This is a genomic window from Terrabacter carboxydivorans (genome assembly GCF_039532035.1).
Lineage (GTDB): Bacteria > Actinomycetota > Actinomycetes > Actinomycetales > Dermatophilaceae > Terrabacter > Terrabacter carboxydivorans.
The window spans coordinates 1-20,224 of the sequence record NZ_BAAARE010000038.1 but is presented as its reverse complement, the minus strand read 5'-3'; the positions used below and the strand labels follow the sequence as shown (position 1 = coordinate 20,224).

The window sequence follows — 20,224 nt, the reverse complement described above, 5'->3', positions numbered from 1 at the left end:
GTCACGCCGCAGATCGACGGCCATCCTGATCGCTCGCTCCCGAAGCTCCTCCGGGTACTTCCTCGGTGCTGCCATGACTCTCATCCTTCCGTGGAATGAGAGCCTCCATCAGACCCGGAACGGGACAGAGCTCGCTTTCGTTCACCGCGGCCGCCATCGGCTGGTTGAAACCCAAGCCGGTCGCCACGCCGACACCGGTGCCGGCAAGGCGGACCGAAGCCAGGTGCACGTGCTCAGGACGGCAGGTAACAGCCGCCAACCTGTGATCGATGGCCAACTGACAGCCAGCGGCCAACGCGTCGCTATCCACGTCGGGCCCGTGAAGCCGAAGGTCGAGCCTCGAGGCAACCTGTCCCACACTGATACGGCGACGACCTCGCTTGTCATATGTCGCCGAGAAGTCCTCGCTTGCAATGCCGCTCATATCCCGCTCCCCCGCCAGACAGAGACAGCCTGCCCGACTCGTACACAGCGCCCGACGGATCTCGCTGGCGACCGATGAAACAAAGCTGCTTTCGACCGTACCTAAAGCGCATACCGCTGCATAGCGCCATGAGCGGCGCCCCTTATTGCGCCCCACGAGCTATCTTCCGAGCGGACAGCGCCGGGTGATCGCGTTTTCCCTTTGTCCGGAACGACTCGCCTCCTCCACGCGCTCGTCGAGGGCACGGCTGGCAGAGGACTGTTCGGCTGTCCGGACCGACCTTGAGTGCAGGGCGTCCGCCGGCCATGGGCGCGCCCATGCGGCGCCGCAAGGTGGCCACACCTCGAGACGGAACGGCATGGTCGAGGCAAACTGCCGGAAGTTCACTCTTGATCCGCATTTCGTCGTTGGACCACTGGAAGCCGAAGACGAGGTAAAACGCCGACGTTCCAGGGCGGTCCGACGGCAGCCCTCCCAGAATCATCGGTCTGGTCTCTCGGGAGGGGTGCAGCCAGGCGCTACCCCCCACCTGCTCGTCGGAAATCCTCCGCGGAAGGGGCCTCCGGTCTAGCGTGAGAGGGTCAAGTTCGCCGGCCCGGCCGCCGAAGCGAGAGGCTGCGAGACCACGAGAGGAAAGCCATGTCTGACAAGCAGAGCATCCACACCCCGCATGAGCGACGTCCTTTCAAGGGTCACGGTCACCTGGACGTCGTGACGCTCAACGACTTCACTCTGGGTCGCGGCATCTTCGAGCCGGGCTGGCGCTGGTCCAACGACGTCAAGCCCATAGCCGGAACCGATTCCTGCCAAACCCACCACACGGGAATCTGCCTGTCGGGACGAATGACCGTCCGGTTCGACGACGGCACAGAGATCGCGATCGAGCCGGGTGACGTCGTTGACCTCGAACCAGGACACGACGCGTGGACCGATGGCGACGAGGCATGCGTTCTCCTCGACACCGGCATCAAGGCATACGCCAAGCCTGAGTGAGGTGCTGCGTCTCGGCTTCAGATGAGCCTGCGCCAGTCTTTCGCGTCGGCTCGTTCGTTGGGTTGGTGCCAAGCGAGTCCTCCTCGGGCGCGTCCCGGGTGAAGGGGTCGGCACCAAGTTCGGAAACGGCCACGCCCTCCGGCTGCTGGTCGAGGCTGCCTGGCATCACCGTGCCCGCTACGTCGCGGGTAAGACAATGCGTGACCGGTGACCCCGCGTCGCCGGTCGCACGGGTCCGCGGCGATGAGGGCAACCTGCGACTTCACCACCGTTGGTCGTGCTCATTGCGCGGCGCAAACGACACACCGTCGCCAACGTCGTGATTGCCGGCGAGCTGGCCGGCTGGTGCTGGTCGTTGGCCGTCATGGACGACTGACCACCCCTCACCGCTTCGCCGAGCCGGTGACTGGTGCCAGCGCGAGGAACGACCCGTGACACAACAATGAGCAGCCGATCCCACTTAGACACAGCGACGCTCGACCGTAGAAGCGCGGTCCCGTTGCTGCCGAACCACCGTCCTGCGGTACCCAACTCGCGTATATCAGTCTGACCGCTCGTCGCCAACGACACGCTCGCCAGCCACCCCACGACGATGGAGAGGCGCCGTCAGGACCCAGTAGTCCCGATGGCGCCTCGCTCTGCCCCTTTACAGAAAGCCACTACAGATCAGCTGTGATGCTTTGGGAAGGGTGAGTCAGAGGTAGCCGGGAACCGGGGGTCGGGCGGGAATGTGAACGGGTCGTTGCGACCGGGTCCGTGCGTGACCCCTTGCCGTCGCTGGTCCGCTTGGTGGCCCGACGTGTGGTGTCTGCTGAGCGGATGTGCTCGATCAGGGTCTGGGGGGTGGCGCCTTTCAGGACGAATGCGTCGACGCCTGCGGCCTGGGCGCCGGCTTCAGCGGAGGCGAGCGAGGTGTGGATGACGACGCCGGTGTCGGGTAGCAGCTCTCGGATCCGGCGGGCTGCGTGGATCCCGTCACCACCTGGCATGCGGACGTCCAGGACGACGACGTCGGGCGCGGTCTGCTGTGCCAGCGACACGGCTGCGACACCGTTGGCGGCCGAGCCGCAGTGGACGAGGTCGGGAGCGGACTCGATCATCAGCTGCAGCCCCAAGCGCATGACGGGATGGTCGTCAGCGACCAAGACTCGGATCACGGGGCCCTCCGGAGCATAGAAACGCGCATCAGTGGTGAGTCAGGGCCTACCGCCTTCAGGTCGCCCAACCCCCGGCACACATGAGCGGGGTTGGCAACATCCAAGGGCTGAGGCAGCGGGTGGCGAACAGAGCAGACCCGGCGGTAGCGCGGGGAGGAGCGACCGCCGGGTCTGCTGGTCTATTTCAGTGCGAGGTAAGCGTCGATGTCGACCTTGTTACCGGTCGAGGCCGGGTTCCTGGCGCCCAGGACTGTGACCTTGATCGTGTGAGGGTTGACGCTGCCCAGGTTGGTGGCCTGCCAGACCAGGGTGGCCGGCTTCAAGGTCGCGGAGTACAGGTCGACGGTGACGGCGGGGCCGCCGTCCACGGAGATGTCGGCCATCCCGCGGTCCGGTCCGGTGGTCGAAACCCAGGCCACGGTGGACCCGGCCAACCCGGTGCTGTTCTGGGCGAAGGCACCGACGGTGCTCGACTCGTGGACCGAGCCGTTGAACGCGCCGGAGAGGTTCACCCCGCTCCACCCGCCATTGAAGCTGAAGGCACCGGTGTTGTCGGTCGCCGGAGCGGAGAAGGCCACGGCGGCCGCATACGGACCGAACACCCCTGAGGCGTTGACGGCGCGTACCTGGTAGCGGCACGTCGTCACCGTCGACTGGTTGGTCAGGCTGGGACGCAGGTTGACCGTGGCGGACGTGCCAGCGCAGGTAGTGGTGACGGTGCAACCGGCGAGGTCGATGAAGGAGCCGCCATTGATGGACTGCTGTAGCTCGTAGCCGGTGGCGTTGGGGCTACCGGTCCAGCTGAGCTGCGCCGGGACCGCGGTCAGCGACACCGGCCCGGAGGGGATGGTCAACGACGTGACCGGCGCTGTGGTGGTGGGTGCGCTCGACCCGGCGGTGACGGTGAACGTGTACACCTTGGTCGTGGTGGTGACCCCGGCGGCGTCTTGAGCGCGCACCTTGAAGGTGTACGTGCCGTCGGCGACTCCCGGGTAGGAGGTCGGTGAGGTGCACGCGCTGAACGCGTCGACTGCCCCTGAGGCGACCAGGCTGCACTGGTAGGTCCACCCGCTGGCCTGGGCCTTGTGGAAGGCGAATGTCTCGGTGGAGGTCGTTGAGGGGTTGGCCGGGTTGTTGGACAACACCGGGGCGGTGCTGTCGAGCAGGAAGGTGCGGGTGGCCGAGCCGACTGGCGTGCCGGTGGCGTCAGCGGCGTTGACGGTGAATGTCCAGGTCCCGTCGGGTGTGGCGGGGTAGCTCACCGGTGAGGTGCAAGGAGTGAAGTCCGCGGCCGTGGGCGCCCCGGCGGTCTTGGCGCAGGTGAACGTGGCGCCGGCGATGCCGGGGGTGGAGAACGCGAACCCCGGGCTGGTGTCCGCGGAGGGGTTGGCCGGCGAGCTGTCGATGATCACGGCGCCGATGGTGTAGTTCTGGGTGGCGACCGGGGAGGTGTTTCCGGCGGTGTCCACGCCGATGTAGCTGAGTGTCGTGGAGGCCGCGACCTGGATCGGCGCAGTGTAGGCCGTGCTGGCCGTGGTCGGCGCGGACCCGTCGGTGGTGTAGTAGATGCTGGACGGCTCGTTGGCGCTCAGCGTCACCGACTGCGCGGACGGGTAGGAGCCTCCGGCCGGGGTGGCCGTGAGCACCGGGGCGACGGTGTCGATGGTGAGGGTGACGTTCGCGGGGGCACTCAGGTTGCCGGCCAGGTCGGCGCCTTGCACCGAGAAGGTGTAGGTGCCGTCGGGCTGGGCGGTGTAGGTCTGCGGGGACCCGCAGGTGGAGTAGGCCGCCGCGCCCGTGCTCAGCGAGCACTTGAACGTGGTGGAGGCCTTGGAGCTGGTGAAGGTGAACGAGGGGGTGCTCACCTTGGTCGGGCTGGCGGGCGAGGAGCCGATGCTCACCACGGGGGCCACGGTGTCGACGGTGAACCCGTAGACGGCGGCCGTGCTGGTCGTTCCGGTGCCGTCGATCGCGCGGACCTTGAACGTCCACGGGCCGTCAGCGAGAGGGCCGAACGTCTGACCGGAGGTGCAGGCCGCGAACGTGTCCGCGGGGGCCGGTGTGGTGGTCGCCACGAGTGAGCACTGGTAGGTCACACCTGGGCTGACCGAGGCGAACGCGAAGGCGGGGCTGGGGTTGTTGCCCGGGTTGGCGGGCTTGGTTGTCAGCGCAGGCTGGGCCGGTCCCGTCGCGCCGATGGCGACCTTCCACACGTGACCCACGTTGTTCGGCGGCGCGAGCACGTTGGGGTTGTCCCAGACGTAGACGTTGCCGGCGGTGTCCAGGCTCAGGCCGAACGCATACGCGTAGGGCTGTTGGCTGGCGTCGGGGTTGACACCGATCGCGGTGAACGGAGCCAAGCTGCCGGTGCTGATCGTGTACTGCTGCACCGTGGTGGTGCTACTGGCGGTGCCGGGTGGGGGTGGGGACGACATCCACAGGTGGTCGGTGCCGTCGGTGGCGAAGCCCTTGGGGCCACGCACGTTGAGCATCAGGATCGGGGAGCAGCCACCCGGGACGCAAGCGCCGACGTTGTAGAGGGCGTCGACGCCCTTGTTGTCGCCGACGTACAGGTCTGCGGTGGCGGGCAGGCTTCCGACGGAGGGGTTGGCCACGACGCCGAGCCCGAAGACGGGCACGTCGCGGGTGGTCTGGGCCAGGAAGTCCACGTTCTGGGTGGTGGTGTCGGCTGCGGACGCGTTCGGGACTCGGGCGATCTGGGTGTTGGCCCCGATCTTGCGGGTGCGGAACCCGACGTAGAGCGCATCGGTCAGCGGATCACGGGCCACCGCGTCGGCACGCTGGCCATCCAGGCCCAGACCGGTGCCGACCAGCCCGGCGGCGATGACCTGCGGGTTGGACAGGGTCTCGGTGGCGGGGTCGAAGCTGAACCGCACCACGCCCACGCTCTTGGAGCCGCCGTCGGCGACGTAGAGCAGGTGCCGGCCGGCGTCGTAGGAGGACTGCTCGGGCTTCGTCAGCCCGGCGGCCGTGGCGCCCGCCATGCAGGTGGACACATTCTCGTGGGTCAGAGCTGCGGCCGCTGCGGGGGCGCCGGGGGGCGGTGGTGGCACGTCCATGCGGCAGAGGCCGGCGATCGAGTCGGCGGCCCAGAGGTGGCCGCCCAGGGCGCCAGGCAGCCACACGCCGTTGCCGGGCAGGGTCGGGTCGGAGTAGCCGGAGGGGGCGGTGTCCGTGCCGAACGCTCCCCCGAACAGGGCGCCGTTGAAGGGCGTCGGCAGCGGTGGGATGTTCGCCGGCACCCCAGGCGTACCCTGGGCGTCGGCGGGGGCGTTGGGTCCCACTCGGAAGTAGCGTCCGTTGAACGCGGTAGCCCCCGCGGTCGGGTCGTCCCCGACGTACATCGCGCGGTCTGGTCCGAAGCCGACGTCGAAGGCGAAGGAGAACTGCGAGAGGGAACCGTCGGGCATCACCCCGTAGTTCGCATAGGAGTCCTGCACGTTGGTGCCGATGTGGTAGCGAATGATCTGGGAGAGCGAACCCGGGGAGTCACTGACATACAGCACGCTGGGGTCGGCCGGGTCGGTGCGCAGACCCATGGGGGTCAGCACCTTGATCGGCGTGCTCACCGCGGTGCACCCACCCGGTGCGCTCTGACAGGTCTCCGCGTTGAGGATGACCGTGATCGAGGTCTTCTGGGCCAGCACCAGGTCGGGAGCCGGATCCGTGGCCGAGCAGCCTGGGGCACCCGGTGCCCGCGAGGCTCCGAGCCCCCCGTTCAGGGAACCGAGGTTCGACCAGCACGCGAAGGTCAGCGCGCGCATCCGGGAGGAGTCGCTGGACTTGCCGACCGACTCGACCGCTTGCAGACTCAGCGGTCCGTTGACTCCGGTGATGCGCATCAGGTTGCCGTCTTTGTCGTTGCTCACGTAGAGCTTGTGGTCCAGTGGTCCCAGCTGCACGTCGAACGGTTTGTTGTCGAAGGGGAACCGGTTGGGAGCCAGCAGCTCCGACTTGGTCATCGTCTGCGTTCCCGGGTTGTAGGTCAGCCGGTACACCCCGCTGCTGCGTACGGCCCAGTCCGGGGTGTAGACGTACAACGTCCCGTCCGGGTTGCGCCGCGAGTCCAGCGCCGGCCCACCTGCCTTGCCCCCAGCGGTGATACACCCACCGGCAGTGTTGCGGTCGAGCACGGCCGCGGTCACCACGCCGGTGCCCGGGTCCGTCGAGGAGGGCAGGATCCGGCAGAAGCCCGAAGGCACGTCAGTGGTCCACAGGTGGCCGTAACCGGGGCTCGCTGGGTCGGTGCCCGGATCCATCGGGCCGGCCGTGGTCCCGTCGGTGGTCCCCGGCAGCCAGATGTTCCCGTGCGGGTCCGTGGCCTGCTGCAGGTACGACTCACCGGTGGCGGCGGACGCGGGGCCCGCCAGCATGACCACAAGAGACGCCGTCCCGACGGTGGCCGCCAACGCGACCGGTAGGACACCCGCGAACAACCCCCGCAACCGGGAGCGTTCCCGGCGTGAGCTACGCACGAACACGGGCCTTGATGACGTTGACGGTTGGGAGTTCATGACGGTTCTTCCTCACGTGAGTACATCGTGCCCTCCGTCATCCGTGGCAGCGGTGTCGTTGAGGGCGATCAAGCGCGGACTCGCCCACCAGACGTCCTCAGCGACGAGCACGACCCGCATGGTCCGGATCCAGGACCCGGCTGATCTTGTAGGCCGAGTCGACAGGAGGCTTGAGGTCAGGCTCCTGCGGGGCCAGTCATCACGCCATCGGACTTTGGTCCTAGGACTGGCCAAGTGCCTACGACCTCGGTGGTAGGACCCCACAGCACCCTCGGCGTGGCCGAGTACGAGCTCCCCGGGCAGAGCGCGGCCGGAGGGGCGACGACTGGCTCGTCACGAGGTTTCCCCGAGGTCGTCGAGGCATCCTGTCCCAGAAGGGCCGACTGTTCACCGGAGGGGGTTCCCATGCGCGCTGTGCGTGAGAGGCGCCGCGGCGTCCTGGGGGCAACCACACCTCCCCCTGAGCCCTCAGATGACGCGCTGCTCCCCAGCCGGTTGAGCCGAGGACGTGCCTCGTGACCCGGCGATCGCGTGGCATCGCGAACAACGAGCCGCCTCGGACGGTCTCCGTGCCCAAGGCGGTCGCGACGTTTCTCCTGGCCGGGCTCGTCGTCCTTACCGTGGTTGCCTTCGTCCTTGCGCTCGTCCTGCACGCGACCGCGACCGCCGAGGCCATCCGACAGGCGTTGATGGTGACGAACATGGAGGTCACCGCAGTCGTCGGTCCAGCCCTTGTCGACGAAGCCCTCACGCCCGGACCAGCACAGGCGACGCTCGATCGCGTCGTGCGCCAGAGGGTCATAGGCCACCAGATCGTTCGCGTGAAGATCTGGGACGCCACAGGGCGCATCGTGTACTCGGACGACGCCTCCTTGATCGGGACCCGCTTTCCGCTGGAAGGCCAAGAGAGGTCGGTACTCGACAACGGTGGCGCGTCCGCGGATGTCAGCGACCTTTCAGGGGCAGAGAACCAGGACGAGAAGCAGTGGGGGCAACTCCTTGAGGTGTACCAGGTCGTCCGGACGCCCGCCGGACAACGGCTGCTGTTTGAGACCTACCAGCCGTATCAGGTCATCACGGACGCCAGCGAACGACTCTGGCTGTCCAGCCTTCCGGTCCTCCTGGGAGGACTGTCCCTGCTCTACTTCGTGCAGGCGCCACTGGCGTACCGGATGGCACGCCGACTCAAACGAAGCCAGGACGAACGCGAGGGTCTGCTCCTGGCTACGCTCGCTGCGTCTGATCGCGAACGGGCAACCATCGCGGCAGACCTACACGACGGCGTCGTTCAGGGCCTGACCGGGGCGTCGTACTCGCTGAGCGCGGCCGCCGTGCGGTCCGGCGACAGCAAGGAAAGCATGGCTCAAGTCATGACGGACACCGCCAAAGATCTGCGTCGCTGGATGCGGGAGCTGCGGAGCCTAGTGGTGACGATCACCCCGCCTGCCCTGCATGAGCACGGCCTCCGACGGGCCCTCACCGACCTGGGCGCCACTCTCGAACTGCGCGGCCTGAGGATCGACTTCGACGTCACCGCCGCCGACGGACTCGACGAGACCACCGAGACGCTCGTCTACCGGGCTGCCCAGGAAGCCGTACGCAACATCGTGCGTCACTCCGATGCCAGCGCTGTGACGCTGAGCGTCACTCGAGTCCCCGCAGCCACTACAGCAAGGTGCTTGCAGACTCTTGTGCTGCGGGTCAGCGACGATGGCTGCGGTTTCGACACCGATGGAAGTTCCGCACGCCGCCGCGGCAGTGTCGGACTCGAGCTGCTCGACGCCATAGTAACGTCCCACGGCGGAGCCCTGACCCTCGAGTCCTTCGTCAATCAGGGTACCGAGGTAACGGTCACAGTGCCCCTCAGGCTGGCGGCTGAGCAGCCCCGAGAGTCGTCAGCGCGAGAGAGAACCTATGCCATGGTGTCGCCATGATCCGGGTCATCGTCGTCGATGACCACGCGGTCGTCCGTCGTGGTCTGAGCGCCGTGCTGAGTACGGCACAGGGCATCGCCGTCGTCGGAGAGATCAGCGACGGTTCCCTGGCGGCGGCAGCAGTGACCGACCTGGAGCCGGACCTGGTACTGATGGACCTGAACATGGCCGGCTTGGACGGGATCGACGCGACGCGAGCCGTACTGGCCGTGCGACCAACGACGAAGGTCATCATCATGACGTCGTACTGCGAAGGTGCCCGCGTCCGTGCCGCACTGGAAGGTGGGGCGGTCGGCTACCTGCTCAAGGACGCCGAGCCCGAGGACATCATCAAAGCGTTGCGCGACTCGGTCAACGGCGGTGTGCCACTGTCACCCCAAGCCGCCCGGGCGCTATTGCCCAGTACCCGGCCCATCACCAACCCCAGCGCGGGCCTGCTCACTGCGCGTGAGCACCAGGTGCTGGCCCTAGTCGCTACCGGTCTGCCGAACAAGAGCATCGCCCGACAGCTGACCATCAGCGAGAAGACCGTCAAGGCGCACCTCACGCGCGTATTCACAGTCCTCGGCGTCGCAGACCGCACCTCCGCCGCGTTATGGGCGCAGCGCCACGACATCAGCTCCAGCTGACCACGGAGGGGTGGGGCCAGCTCCTGGCCCCATGACGGCGCAACCGCAGGTCAGGTTCGCTATGGAACCGATTAAGCACGGAGCTGGCGAGGGGACTCGAACCCCCAACCGCCTGTCTAACAAGCCATCGATCGATGCGAGTGCCAAAAGCACCGTTGACCTGCGAAGACGTGATCTCGCGCGGAAGGTAAGGAGTTGCGCCAGGCGAACGAGACCCTGCGCCTGCGTCCGCGTTTTCGCCGCAGCCGAGCTCGACCGCAACGGAAGTATCCACGGTGCCGACTGGCGGTGCTCGTGGAGTACATCTACGAGCACCGCACCTGGCAGGCTTCGGATGTGATCGTGAGCCCCCAGCGGGCCCGGTGCTTGGATGGACCACCTTCTCCGCGCGGAGGATGGTGATGCTCTGTCACCGACTGACCGCGCCTCAGGTCTAGAGCTCCCAACCATGGTCAAAGACCGTCGGCCACCAGAAGCTGGAGGGCGGCTCCGATCGTCAAGACACTTTCGTCGTAGACGACGTCGTCGGCATGGTTGAACGAGGTGTTGCCGGCACCGCGGGCACCGAGGTAGACCATTGCTCCCGGCCACCGCTGCAGGAAGTACGCGAAGTCCTCGATCACCATGGACGGCTCCGTCATCCGGGCCACCGACAGACCGTCGAGCTGTTCGAGCTGTTCGACGAGCCGTCCCGTGAATGCGGCGTCGTTGACGACGGCCGGGTAGCCCTCATGGATCGTCAAGTCGCCCTGCAGCTCCAAGGCCCTCGCCACGTCCGCCACGATCTGGTGCATCCGGTCGATCAGGCTCGACCTCGACTGCGGGCTGAGGCTGCGTATGGTGCCGCGCAACCGCCCCGATGACGGGATGACATTGACGGTGTTGCCGATCCGGCTTTCGGTGACGGTCGCGACCACGAGCTCGGAATCGGACAGTTCGGCGGTCACCCTCCTGAGCTCCGCCGTGATCTCGCCTGCCGCGTCGATCGGGTTGCCCACGAGGTGCGGCTGGCTGGCGTGGCCGCCGGGCCCGGCCAGCTCGATGGTGAACCAGTCGCCGAACGCCATGAAGACGTCGGGGCGACAGAGGACCGTTCCGGGGTCGGCGGTGGCATGGACATGGAGCGCGAACGCCGTCGCCGCGGCCAGGTCGAGGGAGGCGTGCTGCAGCACTGCCAGCGCTCCGCGGTCCGACTCCTCCCCCGGCTGGAAGACCAGGACCGTGTCACGGCGGGGCGGGTGATCGGCCAAGACCTTGGCGGCGCCGAGCAGCATCGCCGTGTGCAGGTCGTGCCCGCACGCGTGCATGGCTCCAGGCGTCTCCGAGGCGAAATCCAAGCCCGTCCGCTCAGTCACTGGCAGCGCGTCGAGGTCGGCCCGCAGGATCGAGACGACGCCGTTGGGGTCGGTGCCGGTGACCCGTGCGGTGACCCCGGCGGCCGGGTGCGTCTCAACGTCGAGCCCGAGATCCGTCAGGGTGCGAGCGACGTACGCGTGCGTGTCGGGCAGCTCGATGCCGACCTCTGGGTGACGGTGCAGGTGGCGCCGGTGCGTCACCATCCAGTCCTGCTGCGCAGCGGCCTGGGCGAACCGGTCGTTCATCGGCTCGCTGCCTGCCCAGGCTCGACGACCTCACGCTGGGGCACGCCCGGCTGGGCACCCCGGTGCAGAGTGCTGCGGCCGGCCACCTCCACGGCGCGCTGCACGCTCTCGCCGAGCGGACGGCCGACCGCGATGCCGTGCGCGAGCGCGCCGCAGAAGGCGTCCCCGGCGCCGGTCGTGTCGACCGGCTCGACGCCAAGGGCGGGCACGTGGAATGGCGCGGAGCCGGGCTCGCGCACTACCGCGCCGTCGGCGCCGAGGGTCACGACGACGGCGCCCTCGAAGGTCAGACCCTCCAGGCAGGCGCGCACGTCGGTGAGGGTGCGCGGCTCCCCCCGCCCGACGAGCTGGCCGAGCTCCTTGCGGTTCGGCACAAGCACATCGACGCGGGCGAGTAGGGTCTCGAGGCCTCGGCCGTTCGGCGGCATGGGCGCCGGGTTGAGCACGAGGACCGCCGCGTCGGGGAGGGCCGCGGCGGCCGCCTCAAGTGCGTCGACGGAGACCTCCAGCTGCGCGAGTACCACGTCGGGCACCGCCTGACGGACGTGCCGCTCGACCCAGGCGGGCCCGAGCAGGGCGTTGGCGCCTGGCTCGACGACTATGAGGTTTTCGCCGGCGTCGTCCACCAAGATCGTCGCTGTCCCGGTGTCCGAGTGCTCGATCTGTTCGACCCCTGCGACGTCGACCCCGAGACTCCGCAGGTGCCCGAGATAGAGCCGGCCCGACTCGTCACCGCCCACGGCGCCGACGAAGCCGACGCGACCACCAAGGGCCGCGGCGGCCACCGCCTGGTTGCCGCCCTTGCCTCCGAAGGAGCGCGCGCGGTCGCTCGCCATGACCGTCTCGCCAGGCACTGGCATGACAGCCACGCGGTAGCTGACGTCGACGTTGAGCGAGCCGACGACGCTGATGCCGCTCACGTCGAACGCCCCACGCGGTCGACGGCCTCGATGACGAGGTCCCAGTAGCGGGCCGCGTCGAGCGTCATCGCCACCTGCGCGTTCGGGCGCTCGTCCGGGTAGCGGTGGTGGAGGTCGACGACGGTCGTGCCCCGCGTCCAGGTCCCCTGCAGCTCCACGGCGACGAAGGCCTCACGCCACTCGATGACGTCCGAGTCGATGAGGGCGGCGATGGTGCAAGGGTCGTGCACCGGCGGCGCCGCGAACTCCCACACCCGGTTGTACGACGCACCGAAGAAGCCCATCCACGCGGCGCAGGTGCGTCCGACCGTGTGCTCCATGGCGGCCATCCGCGTCACGACCTCCGGCGTGGCCAGTGCCTGGTGGGTGAGGTTGAGCCCGACCATGCGGACCGGGAGCCCGCTGCGCAGCACGACGTCGAGCGCCTCCGGGTCGGCATAGGTGTTGAACTCGGCAGTGGGCGTGTGGTTTCCGCGCTCCGTGGAGCCGCCCATGAAGATCACCTCGCGAACGCCGTCACTGACCTCGGGGTGGTCGAGGAGAAGCTGCGCGACGTTGGTGATGGGACCGGTGGCCGCGATCGTGACAGGTTCGTCGCTCGACTCGATGACCCGCCGGAGCAGTTCGACCGCGCCCTCGGCGACGACCTCGAAGCCGGGCTCCGGCATTGCCGGTCCGTCGAGGCCGCTCGCGCCGTGCACGTAGTTGCCGAGCGTCGAGACCCCGTCGAGGCCACCAGCCGCGCCCTGGGCCACCGGCACTCCGGTGGCGCCGGCCAGCGTGAGGATCTGGACCGCGTTGCGGGTGGCGTCGTCGACCGAGCAGTTGCCGAAGGTCGTCGTCACCGCCTGCAGGTCGACCTCGTCGGACCCCACTGCAAGGAGCAGCGCGACGGCGTCGTCGTGCCCGGGGTCGCAGTCGACGACGATGGGGCGTGCTCCCATCAGGACTCCCGGCCGGCGCCGAGCCACCGCAGCATCGAGCCGACGACGGGTGCGAACCCGTCCCAGTCGAGGAACTCGGTTGGGCACCAGTGCGGCCCGATGTCGGAGGTCCACACGAGCGAGCGGCCCTGGCCGAACTCACGGGTGGCGATGAGGACGTCGTCGTCGACAGTCGCGACGACCTGGGCGTCGGGCTTGGGCGTCACGACGTTGTAGCCGAGCAGCTGGGGCGACTCCCCCGGCCACGCGGCGGCGATCTCGTGTTCGGGGGCGACGACACGGCATACGGCCCCCTGGGGCGTCTCGGCACGGTCGTCGCTCGTCAGCATGTCGACGGGTAGCGCCTCGGCGATCGGGCTGCGGGCGAAGTTGGCCCGGGCCTGGAAGCCCTGGAAGCTGAGGTATCCGCCGGCCATCATGAGGCCACCGCCCGCGCGGGTCCACTCGACGAGCGAGACGAGCGGGTTGTCGGTGCGCTCACCCCGGAGCCACACGGAGTTCGGCAGGACGAACGAGTTGTAGCCGATGTCCGAGAGGATGACGACGTCATACGCCGAAAGGGCCTCGACGGTGCGCGGGAAGCGGTCCGGCACGTCGTGGGCGTACATCTGGTCGATCTCGATGCCTTGGGTGCGAGCGGCCTCGATGAAGGCGTCGGCTCCGGTCTCGAACGTGGTCGACGAGAAGCTGTCGAATCCCTTGAAGTGGGTCGACTGGGAAATCCAGCTCTCGCCGGCGAGCAGCACGCGCGCCATGTCAGTTCTCCTTCTGTGCGGTCTCGAAGAGGTTTTGGGGGTTTGCTCTCATGAGCTGGTCGACGTCGGCCTCGGACATCCCGAGGCGGCGGAGACGGGGGACGAAGTACTGGAGGATGTGGCCGTAGCCGGGTCCGCCGTAGTGGCGCAGGAGGGACTTGACGAAGATGTCCTGCGAGATGAGGAGACGGCCGAGGTGACCGCGCTCGGCGAGACGGCAGAGCCAGCGCGCGTTGTCCTCGTCCGAGGGGCACTGGACGCCCTGGTCGGCATAGAAGACCTCCATACCGATCATGTCGTACTGCACCCAGGCGCCGCGGCGCAGCAGCTCCTCCTGGTAGCCGAGGTCGTCGCCGGAAGGACCCATGTGACAGAGGACGACGCACGACGGGTCGACGCCATAGCTCTCGGCGATGTCAAGGACCTCACCGCCGCGGCGGAACCAGCCGGGCAGATGCACCTCTACGGGGAGACAGACCTCACGTTGGGCGATGAAAGCGCCTGCGAGACTTGATCTTTCGGCCGCAGTGAAGTCGGCACTGACGCCGATCTCACCGAGGATGCCCGGCCGGATGCCGTCGACCCCCTCGGTCACGTCGCGCACGATGCGCTCGGCGACGGCCTCCGGCGCCAGCGCCTTGACGTCGTCGGGCTGGGCGCCGTCGAGGTAGTAGCCGGTGCCCGCCACGACCTGTACGCCGGTGCGCTCGCTGACCCGACGCAGCAGGTCGAGGTCGCGGCCGATGCCCAGGCCCGTGGCGTCGATGATCGTCGTGCCACCGAGGTCGGCGAAGCGCGCCACCTCGGCGACCGCAAGTTCCTCGTCGTCGAGCCGGCAGTTGTCCCGGTTGCCGAAGGGGTCCTGCTTGAGGTCCCAGACGATGTCCATCGTCACCGGGTGGTCGGCGAACTCCTCCGCGTCCCAGCCGGTGGAGCACGTCGCCTGCCACCACGACGTGACGTCGTTGACGATGTGCTCGTGCGTCAGCGTCGTACCGAGGTCAACGGCGTCGACCGGACCCGTCACGGTCATGACCGTCGTCATCGGCGCGACCGCACCAGGCGGGCGAAGAGCTTGCTGTTCAGGAAGATCGCGACGATGAGGATGATGCCCTGGACGATCGGCACCCAGTAGACGTCGACCTTGAGCAGGACGAGCCCATTGCTGATGATGCCGAGCGTCAAGGCGCCGATCGCGGAGCCGATGATCGAGCCGCGTCCACCCATGAGGCTCGTGCCACCGAGCACGACGGCGGTGATCACCTCGAGCTCGAAGGCCGTGCCGGAGTTCGATGACCCGCTGCCAAGACGCGTCGCGACGATGATGCCGGCGCCGGCGGCGAGCACACCGGTGATGACGAGCACTGCCATCTGAATGCGGCGGATGTCGACGCCCGAGCGCCGCAGCGACTCAGCGTTCGAGCCGACGGCCGTGACGTAGCGCCCGAAGCGGGTGCGCGTGAAGACGTACCACGCGACCACGACGATGGCGATGGCGATCCAGGTCGGCGTGTAGAGGCCGAGCAGCTTGCCGTTGCCGAGCGGCAGCAGCACCGTCGAATCGATGGGGGTGCTGTAGCCCTGCGTGATGAGCAGGGCGATGCCGCGGACGGCGGTGAGGGCTGCGAGGGTGACGATGAACGACTGCAGGCGACCGTATGCCGTGAGGGCGCCGTTGATCGCGCCGATGACACCGCCGATGAGCAGTGTCAGCAGCAGCGCGACGATCGGGTTGCCGGTCTTGGCGAAGAGCGCGAGTGAGGCCGCCGACAGGCCGACGACCGAACCGACGGACAGGTCGATGGCGCCCGTCGTGATGACGTAGGTCATGCCCATCGCGACGACGACGGTCGGGGCGATCTGGCGGGCGATGTTGACGAGGTTCTCTGCCGTCAGGAAGGCGTCAGCACGGGCGCTGAAGAAGACGAAGAGCACCGCGAAGACGACGGTGATCGACAGCACGCCGAAGTGCCGGCCTATGAACTCGGTGCGGGCGCCACGTGAGAGCCGGGCGTTCCTGGTGATCGTGGTCACGGGCGGGTCACTTTCCCATCATCGCGGTGACGAGACCGCCGAGGTCGGTCTCGGCAGGGTCGAGTTGCTGGTGGATCATGCCCTCATAGAGCACGACGAAGCGGTCAGCGACCTCGAAGAGGTCCTGCAACCGGTGGGTGATGAGCACCACGGAGACCCCGCGGGCAGAGACGTCCCTGATGAGCTGCAAGACCATCTCCACCTCCTTGGCCGCGAGGGCTGCCGTGGGCTCGTCCAGGACGAGGACCTTCGGGTCGAAGGTCACGGCGCGGGCGATGGCGATGGCCTGCCGCTGGCCGCCCGACATGTTCCCGACGTCTTGACGGGTGTTCGTGATCCGGATGTGCAGCTTGGCGAGCTCTTCGGTGGCTTCGGTGTGCATCCGGTCGGTGTCGAGGCGACGGGTGACCGGGTGGTACTTCTCCCGGCCGAGGAAGAGGTTGGCGGTGACGTCGAGGTGGTCGCACAGGGCTAGGTCCTGGTAGACCATCTCGATGCCGTGGGCCCGGGCCGCGCGCGGCCCGGACCCCGTCATGGCTTCGCCGTCGACGAGGATCTCCCCCTGGTCGGGGGTCTCCGCACCGGCGAGCATCTTCATCAGGGTCGACTTACCGGCCCCGTTGTCGCCGACGAGGCCGATGACCTCGCCGCGGGCGATCGACAGGTCGACCCCCTGCAGGACGTCGAGGGCTCCGTAAGACTTGCGGATTCCCCGCATCTCGACCCGGGTCGGCGGGGCGGCCGTCCGGGCTGCTGCTGGTGTGCTCGTGCTCATCGCGGTGCGTCCTTCGGTGTCGCGTGGCGGGTCGATGTGGCGGGCGGTCAGGGGAAGATGCTGCGGTAAGGCTCGACGTTGTCCTTGGTGACGATGGTGATCGGCACGTCGATGAAGCCCTTGGCCGAGCCGCCGCCGATGACGGACTTGAGCTCCTTGACCGCCTCCATGCCCTCCGTTTTCGGGTCCTGCTGGATGACGGCGGTGACAGCGCCGCTGTCGATGCCGGCGATGACCTCCTTGGTGAGGTCCCAGCCGACGATCTTCGTGCTCTGGTTGCCCTTGAAGGCGCTGACCGCACCGACCGTGGCCGGCTCGCCCGTCGTGTACACGAAGTCGAGACCGGGCTGCGCGGTGACGAGGTTCTGCGCGGCGGTGGCAGCCTTCTCCTGGACGTTGTCGCCGCTCACGCTCTGGGTGTACGTCGCCCCCGCGGCGTCGATCGCCTTCCGGAAGCTGTCCTCGCGCTGGTTCTGGATGAACGAGTTCTTCGCGTCGACCACTCCGTACTTCTTGCCCTTGACCAGGCCCTTGTCGATCATCCACTTGGCGGCCTCAGCGCCCGCCTTCTCGTTGTCCACGCCGACGAACGTGTCGACGGACCCCTCCGCGAGCTTCGCGTCGATGGCCACGACCTTGATGCCACGCTCGCGCGCTGCCTTGACCGCCGGGATGACACCGTTTACGTCGATCGCGACGACGATCAGGCCCGTGACGTTCTGGGTCACGAAGTTCTCGATGTCACTGTTCTGCTTCGAGGAGTCGTTGTTGGCGTTCGAGATCGTCAGATCACAGCCCGCCTCCTTGGCAGCCTGCTGAGCGCCCTCGTTCATCTGAGTGAAGAAAGCTGCCGTCTGATTGATCTGCGTCATGCCGATGACGCACTTTCCTGCTGCGGACGTGCCACCACCAGCGGAAGGTGCAGGCTCGTTCCCCGTGCTGCACGCAGACGTCGCCGCGAGAGCAGCGATGCCGGTGATCGCGAGTAGGGAACGTCCCCGAAACTTGGACATCTTCGTCATTCGAACCTCCTCATGGGCTTCGGCAATCGATTGCCGAGATGCGAGTAAGGTACAGCCATCCACCGAGAACGGGGATCACGTTTCTATAACGGCGAAGGGGTGCAGATGCGCGAGCAGCGCTCGCAGGAGCCCACGGCGCGGGCCGTCACGATGGCCGATGTCGCTGAGCGAGCTGGAGTTTCCGTTGCCACGGTGTCGCGCGTCATCAGTGAGTCGCGGCCCGTGGCCGAGTCGCTGCGAGACGCCGTCCTCGGCGCCGCATCGGAGCTCGGATACCAGGTCAACCTGGTGGGCCGTGCACTTCGCAAGGGTCGGACTTCCACCGTGGGACTCCTCGTGCCCGACCTGGACAACCCCTTCTTCTCCTCGTTGGCTCAGCACCTTTCCACTGCCTTCGAGGGCTCGGCAACGGACATGCTCGTCTTCAGCACTTGTGGCGATCTGGAGGTTGAGCGTCGCGGGGTCGAATCATTCCTGGGGCGTCAGGTGGACGCCGTGGTGATGATCCCCTGCCATGAGATCGACAGCACTGCCTCTGTCCTGCGCGCCGCGCAAGCGTCACTCACCGTTCAGCTCGACCGACAAGTGGTCGACGCGGACGTTCACTTCGTCGGCTGTGACAACGCGCAGGGCATGGGCCTGATCACCCGGCACATCCGGCGAGACGTCGACGTTGCGGACAAGCCAGCCGTGTACGTCGGAGCTCACGCCGTCTCATCGACGGGGCACGAGCGCTTTGAGCACTTCACTCGTGAGTTCCCCGAAAGCCCCACGTACCTCGGCGAGTTCGACTTCGGGTGGGGACAGCAGGCGGTCGACCAGATCCTCGAAGACGGAATGACCCGAGGCACGATCGTCGCCGCCGCGGACATCATCGCCTTGGGCGTCATCGCTCGCCTGCACCATCACGGACTTCGGGTGCCCGACGACTTCCGGGTCATTGGTTTTGACGGCATCGGGGTCGCCCGTTTCGCGCATCCAACGCTGACGACGGTCCGTCAGCCGGTCGAGGAGATCGGCCGAACTGTACTTGACCTGATCTCGTCGCCGAGCTCAAAGCCAGCGCCTCGAGCGATCCGAATCGCTCCCAACTTCGTCGCCGGAAACTCCAGCCCTGCTTGAGCTGGCACCGGAAACGAGCACTCTGGCTCAGATATCCGGGCCATGTTCGAACCCTCGAACTATTCGGGCGGCCCGACACCTGCGTCCCACATCCAGGATTGCCGCGCCTTCGGCTTCGAGCCGCCCGGGGCTGGCGCTGTTGGCCTGCTCTCGGGCCCTCGTCTCTGTGGCACTGAGGTCGGCGCCCGACTGCGACAGCACCTGTTCGAGCACCGTCGTCGGGTCGACCGTTGAGGGCGTTTCGTGCGAGGTTGCGGCATCGGGGTCGTATGCCGTGTCGACGTACAACATGTTGCTTTCGCGGCCGCGCGTCGCCATCACATACAGAGGCTCGCGCAGCGTGGTCGACGTGACGAAGGCATGCGTCGTGTCCACGGTCCTGCCTTGGGCACGGTGCGCCGTCGTGGCGTAGCCGAGTTCCACGTGGGCAGAGACGTATTCCGCCGGGAGATGGGCCACTCCCCCACCGGCCTCGCGCCGCAAGCGCAATGAACCATCACGTCCAACCCCGGTGACGACCCACTGATCGCCGTTCTTGACCCAGCCGCCGGTTCCTAGGTCGCGCTGGTTCTGGCGCGTCACGACGACATCACCGACGCCGATCACGGACCCGTCGCCAACGGTGACCCCGCTTTCTGCCACCCGTCCTTCAGTAACCGCGTACGCGCGCGCCCGGCGGTTCAGGTCGGCAACGGTGGCAGTGTCGGCGGCGACCATGAGCGAGCGCCGGCCAGCCGAGACGTCGTCGGTCCAGTTGGCGAAGAGCTCGTCGAGCATCGACTCGCGGTCGCCACCGCGGACCCTGCCCTGCCGGACGTACTCCCCCGCGACACCCTTGGCCCCGAGCCGCAGGCTGAGCGAGGCATCGCGCTCCCACTCGTGCCGGAACCGGCGCACATCAAGCAACTCGGGCGCATCACCACGGTCGGTCACGACCAGCTTGAACGCACCACCGGCCGCGACCGGGGACAGCTGCGCCCAGTCCCCGACGAGGAGCACCTTCGCGCCGGCGGTGCGGGCATATGCCGTCAGCGAGTCGAGCTCGAACGTGCCGGACATGGACGCCTCGTCGACGATCACGAGCTGCCCCGGTCGCAGCCGCCACCGGTCGATGTCGTCGGAAAGTTGGCGCGCTCGGCGCATCAGCGTGCGGGTCCGCAGTGTCGGACTTGCGCGATCCAACGCCGCGCGCAGCCCGTCCAACTCGGCGAGACGAGACGGCTGACGGGCTACCTCCGCGAGCCACTTCGCTGTGTTCTCCGTCGGCACCCCTACCGCCTCGGACAGCACCTCCGCGGCCGCCGCCGACGGGGCGAGCCCCACTACTGACCCCGGCCCGTGCTGCGACTCCCAGACCGCTCGGACGCCCGCCATCGCGG

The 20,224-nt window shown here is 67.8% G+C and carries 16 protein-coding genes; 4 read left to right on the top strand and 12 right to left on the bottom strand.

The genetic code is table 11. The features are described from left to right. Nucleotide 1: 1 nt before the first annotated feature. Entirely contained in the window at nucleotides 2-424 is a 423-nt protein-coding gene (locus tag ABD297_RS22730; protein ID WP_344257419.1) for a hypothetical protein, read from the bottom strand. A 639-nt stretch (nucleotides 425-1,063) separates the two neighbouring features. Here ABD297_RS22730 and ABD297_RS22725 point away from each other — a divergent pair. Beyond that, nucleotides 1,064-1,417, top strand: coding sequence for a cupin domain-containing protein (locus ABD297_RS22725; protein WP_344257417.1), 354 nt, complete (start codon nucleotides 1,064-1,066; stop codon nucleotides 1,415-1,417). 659 nt (nucleotides 1,418-2,076) lie between these two features. Here ABD297_RS22725 and ABD297_RS22720 read toward each other — a convergent pair. Continuing rightward, nucleotides 2,077-2,574, bottom strand: a complete 498-nt coding sequence (locus ABD297_RS22720; protein ID WP_344257416.1) for a response regulator — start codon at nucleotides 2,572-2,574, stop codon at nucleotides 2,077-2,079. Between the two features lie 179 nt (nucleotides 2,575-2,753). Next, nucleotides 2,754-6,968: a chitobiase/beta-hexosaminidase C-terminal domain-containing protein gene (locus ABD297_RS22715; RefSeq protein ID WP_344257415.1), complete on the bottom strand. Its 4,215-nt coding sequence runs from the start codon at nucleotides 6,966-6,968 to the stop codon at nucleotides 2,754-2,756. A gap of 656 nt (nucleotides 6,969-7,624) precedes the next feature. Here ABD297_RS22715 and ABD297_RS22710 point away from each other — a divergent pair. Together ABD297_RS22710 and ABD297_RS22705 are read left to right on the top strand one after the other, a co-directional pair. Continuing rightward, on the top strand, nucleotides 7,625-9,043 hold the full coding sequence (locus tag ABD297_RS22710) for a sensor histidine kinase (protein WP_344257414.1): 1,419 nt from the start codon (nucleotides 7,625-7,627) through the stop codon (nucleotides 9,041-9,043). Next, nucleotides 9,040-9,672: a response regulator gene (locus tag ABD297_RS22705; protein WP_344257413.1), complete on the top strand. Its 633-nt coding sequence runs from the start codon at nucleotides 9,040-9,042 to the stop codon at nucleotides 9,670-9,672. The genes ABD297_RS22710 and ABD297_RS22705 overlap by 4 nt, the downstream gene beginning before the upstream one ends. A 452-nt stretch (nucleotides 9,673-10,124) precedes the next feature. Here ABD297_RS22705 and ABD297_RS22700 read toward each other — a convergent pair whose 3' ends face one another. Genes ABD297_RS22700 through ABD297_RS22665 form a run of 8 tightly spaced genes read right to left on the bottom strand, consistent with a single transcriptional unit; the run spans nucleotide 10,125 to nucleotide 17,573 of the window. Continuing rightward, nucleotides 10,125-11,231 (bottom strand): M20 metallopeptidase family protein, encoded by a 1,107-nt coding sequence (locus tag ABD297_RS22700; protein WP_344257420.1) that lies wholly within the window; start codon nucleotides 11,229-11,231, stop codon nucleotides 10,125-10,127. Between the two features lie 38 nt (nucleotides 11,232-11,269). Further along, complete coding sequence (locus ABD297_RS22695) at nucleotides 11,270-12,193, bottom strand: ribokinase (protein ID WP_344257412.1); 924 nt, start codon at nucleotides 12,191-12,193, stop codon at nucleotides 11,270-11,272. Beyond that, nucleotides 12,190-13,137, bottom strand: coding sequence for a nucleoside hydrolase (locus tag ABD297_RS22690; protein WP_344257411.1), 948 nt, complete (start codon nucleotides 13,135-13,137; stop codon nucleotides 12,190-12,192). The genes ABD297_RS22695 and ABD297_RS22690 overlap by 4 nt, the downstream gene beginning before the upstream one ends. Next, nucleotides 13,137-13,892, bottom strand: coding sequence for a glutamine amidotransferase (locus ABD297_RS22685; RefSeq protein ID WP_344257409.1), 756 nt, complete (start codon nucleotides 13,890-13,892; stop codon nucleotides 13,137-13,139). Before ABD297_RS22685 ends, ABD297_RS22690 begins: the two co-directional genes overlap by 1 nt. Before the next feature lies 1 nt (nucleotide 13,893). After that, nucleotides 13,894-14,937, bottom strand: coding sequence for a phosphotriesterase family protein (locus tag ABD297_RS22680; protein WP_344257408.1), 1,044 nt, complete (start codon nucleotides 14,935-14,937; stop codon nucleotides 13,894-13,896). Next, complete coding sequence (locus tag ABD297_RS22675; protein WP_344257407.1) at nucleotides 14,934-15,926, bottom strand: ABC transporter permease; 993 nt, start codon at nucleotides 15,924-15,926, stop codon at nucleotides 14,934-14,936. The genes ABD297_RS22680 and ABD297_RS22675 overlap by 4 nt, the downstream gene beginning before the upstream one ends. Before the next feature lie 7 nt (nucleotides 15,927-15,933). Continuing rightward, entirely contained in the window at nucleotides 15,934-16,701 is a 768-nt protein-coding gene (locus ABD297_RS22670; protein ID WP_344257405.1) for an ATP-binding cassette domain-containing protein, read from the bottom strand. A gap of 47 nt (nucleotides 16,702-16,748) precedes the next feature. After that, nucleotides 16,749-17,573: a substrate-binding domain-containing protein gene (locus ABD297_RS22665; RefSeq protein ID WP_344257404.1), complete on the bottom strand. Its 825-nt coding sequence runs from the start codon at nucleotides 17,571-17,573 to the stop codon at nucleotides 16,749-16,751. 255 nt (nucleotides 17,574-17,828) lie between these two features. Between ABD297_RS22665 and ABD297_RS22660 the strand changes: the two genes are divergently transcribed. After that, entirely contained in the window at nucleotides 17,829-18,845 is a 1,017-nt protein-coding gene (locus tag ABD297_RS22660; protein WP_344257403.1) for a LacI family DNA-binding transcriptional regulator, read from the top strand. A 27-nt stretch (nucleotides 18,846-18,872) separates the two neighbouring features. Here ABD297_RS22660 and ABD297_RS22655 read toward each other — a convergent pair. Then, on the bottom strand, nucleotides 18,873-20,224 hold a 1,352-nt coding region (locus ABD297_RS22655; protein ID WP_344257402.1), incomplete at its 5' end, for an ATP-dependent DNA helicase.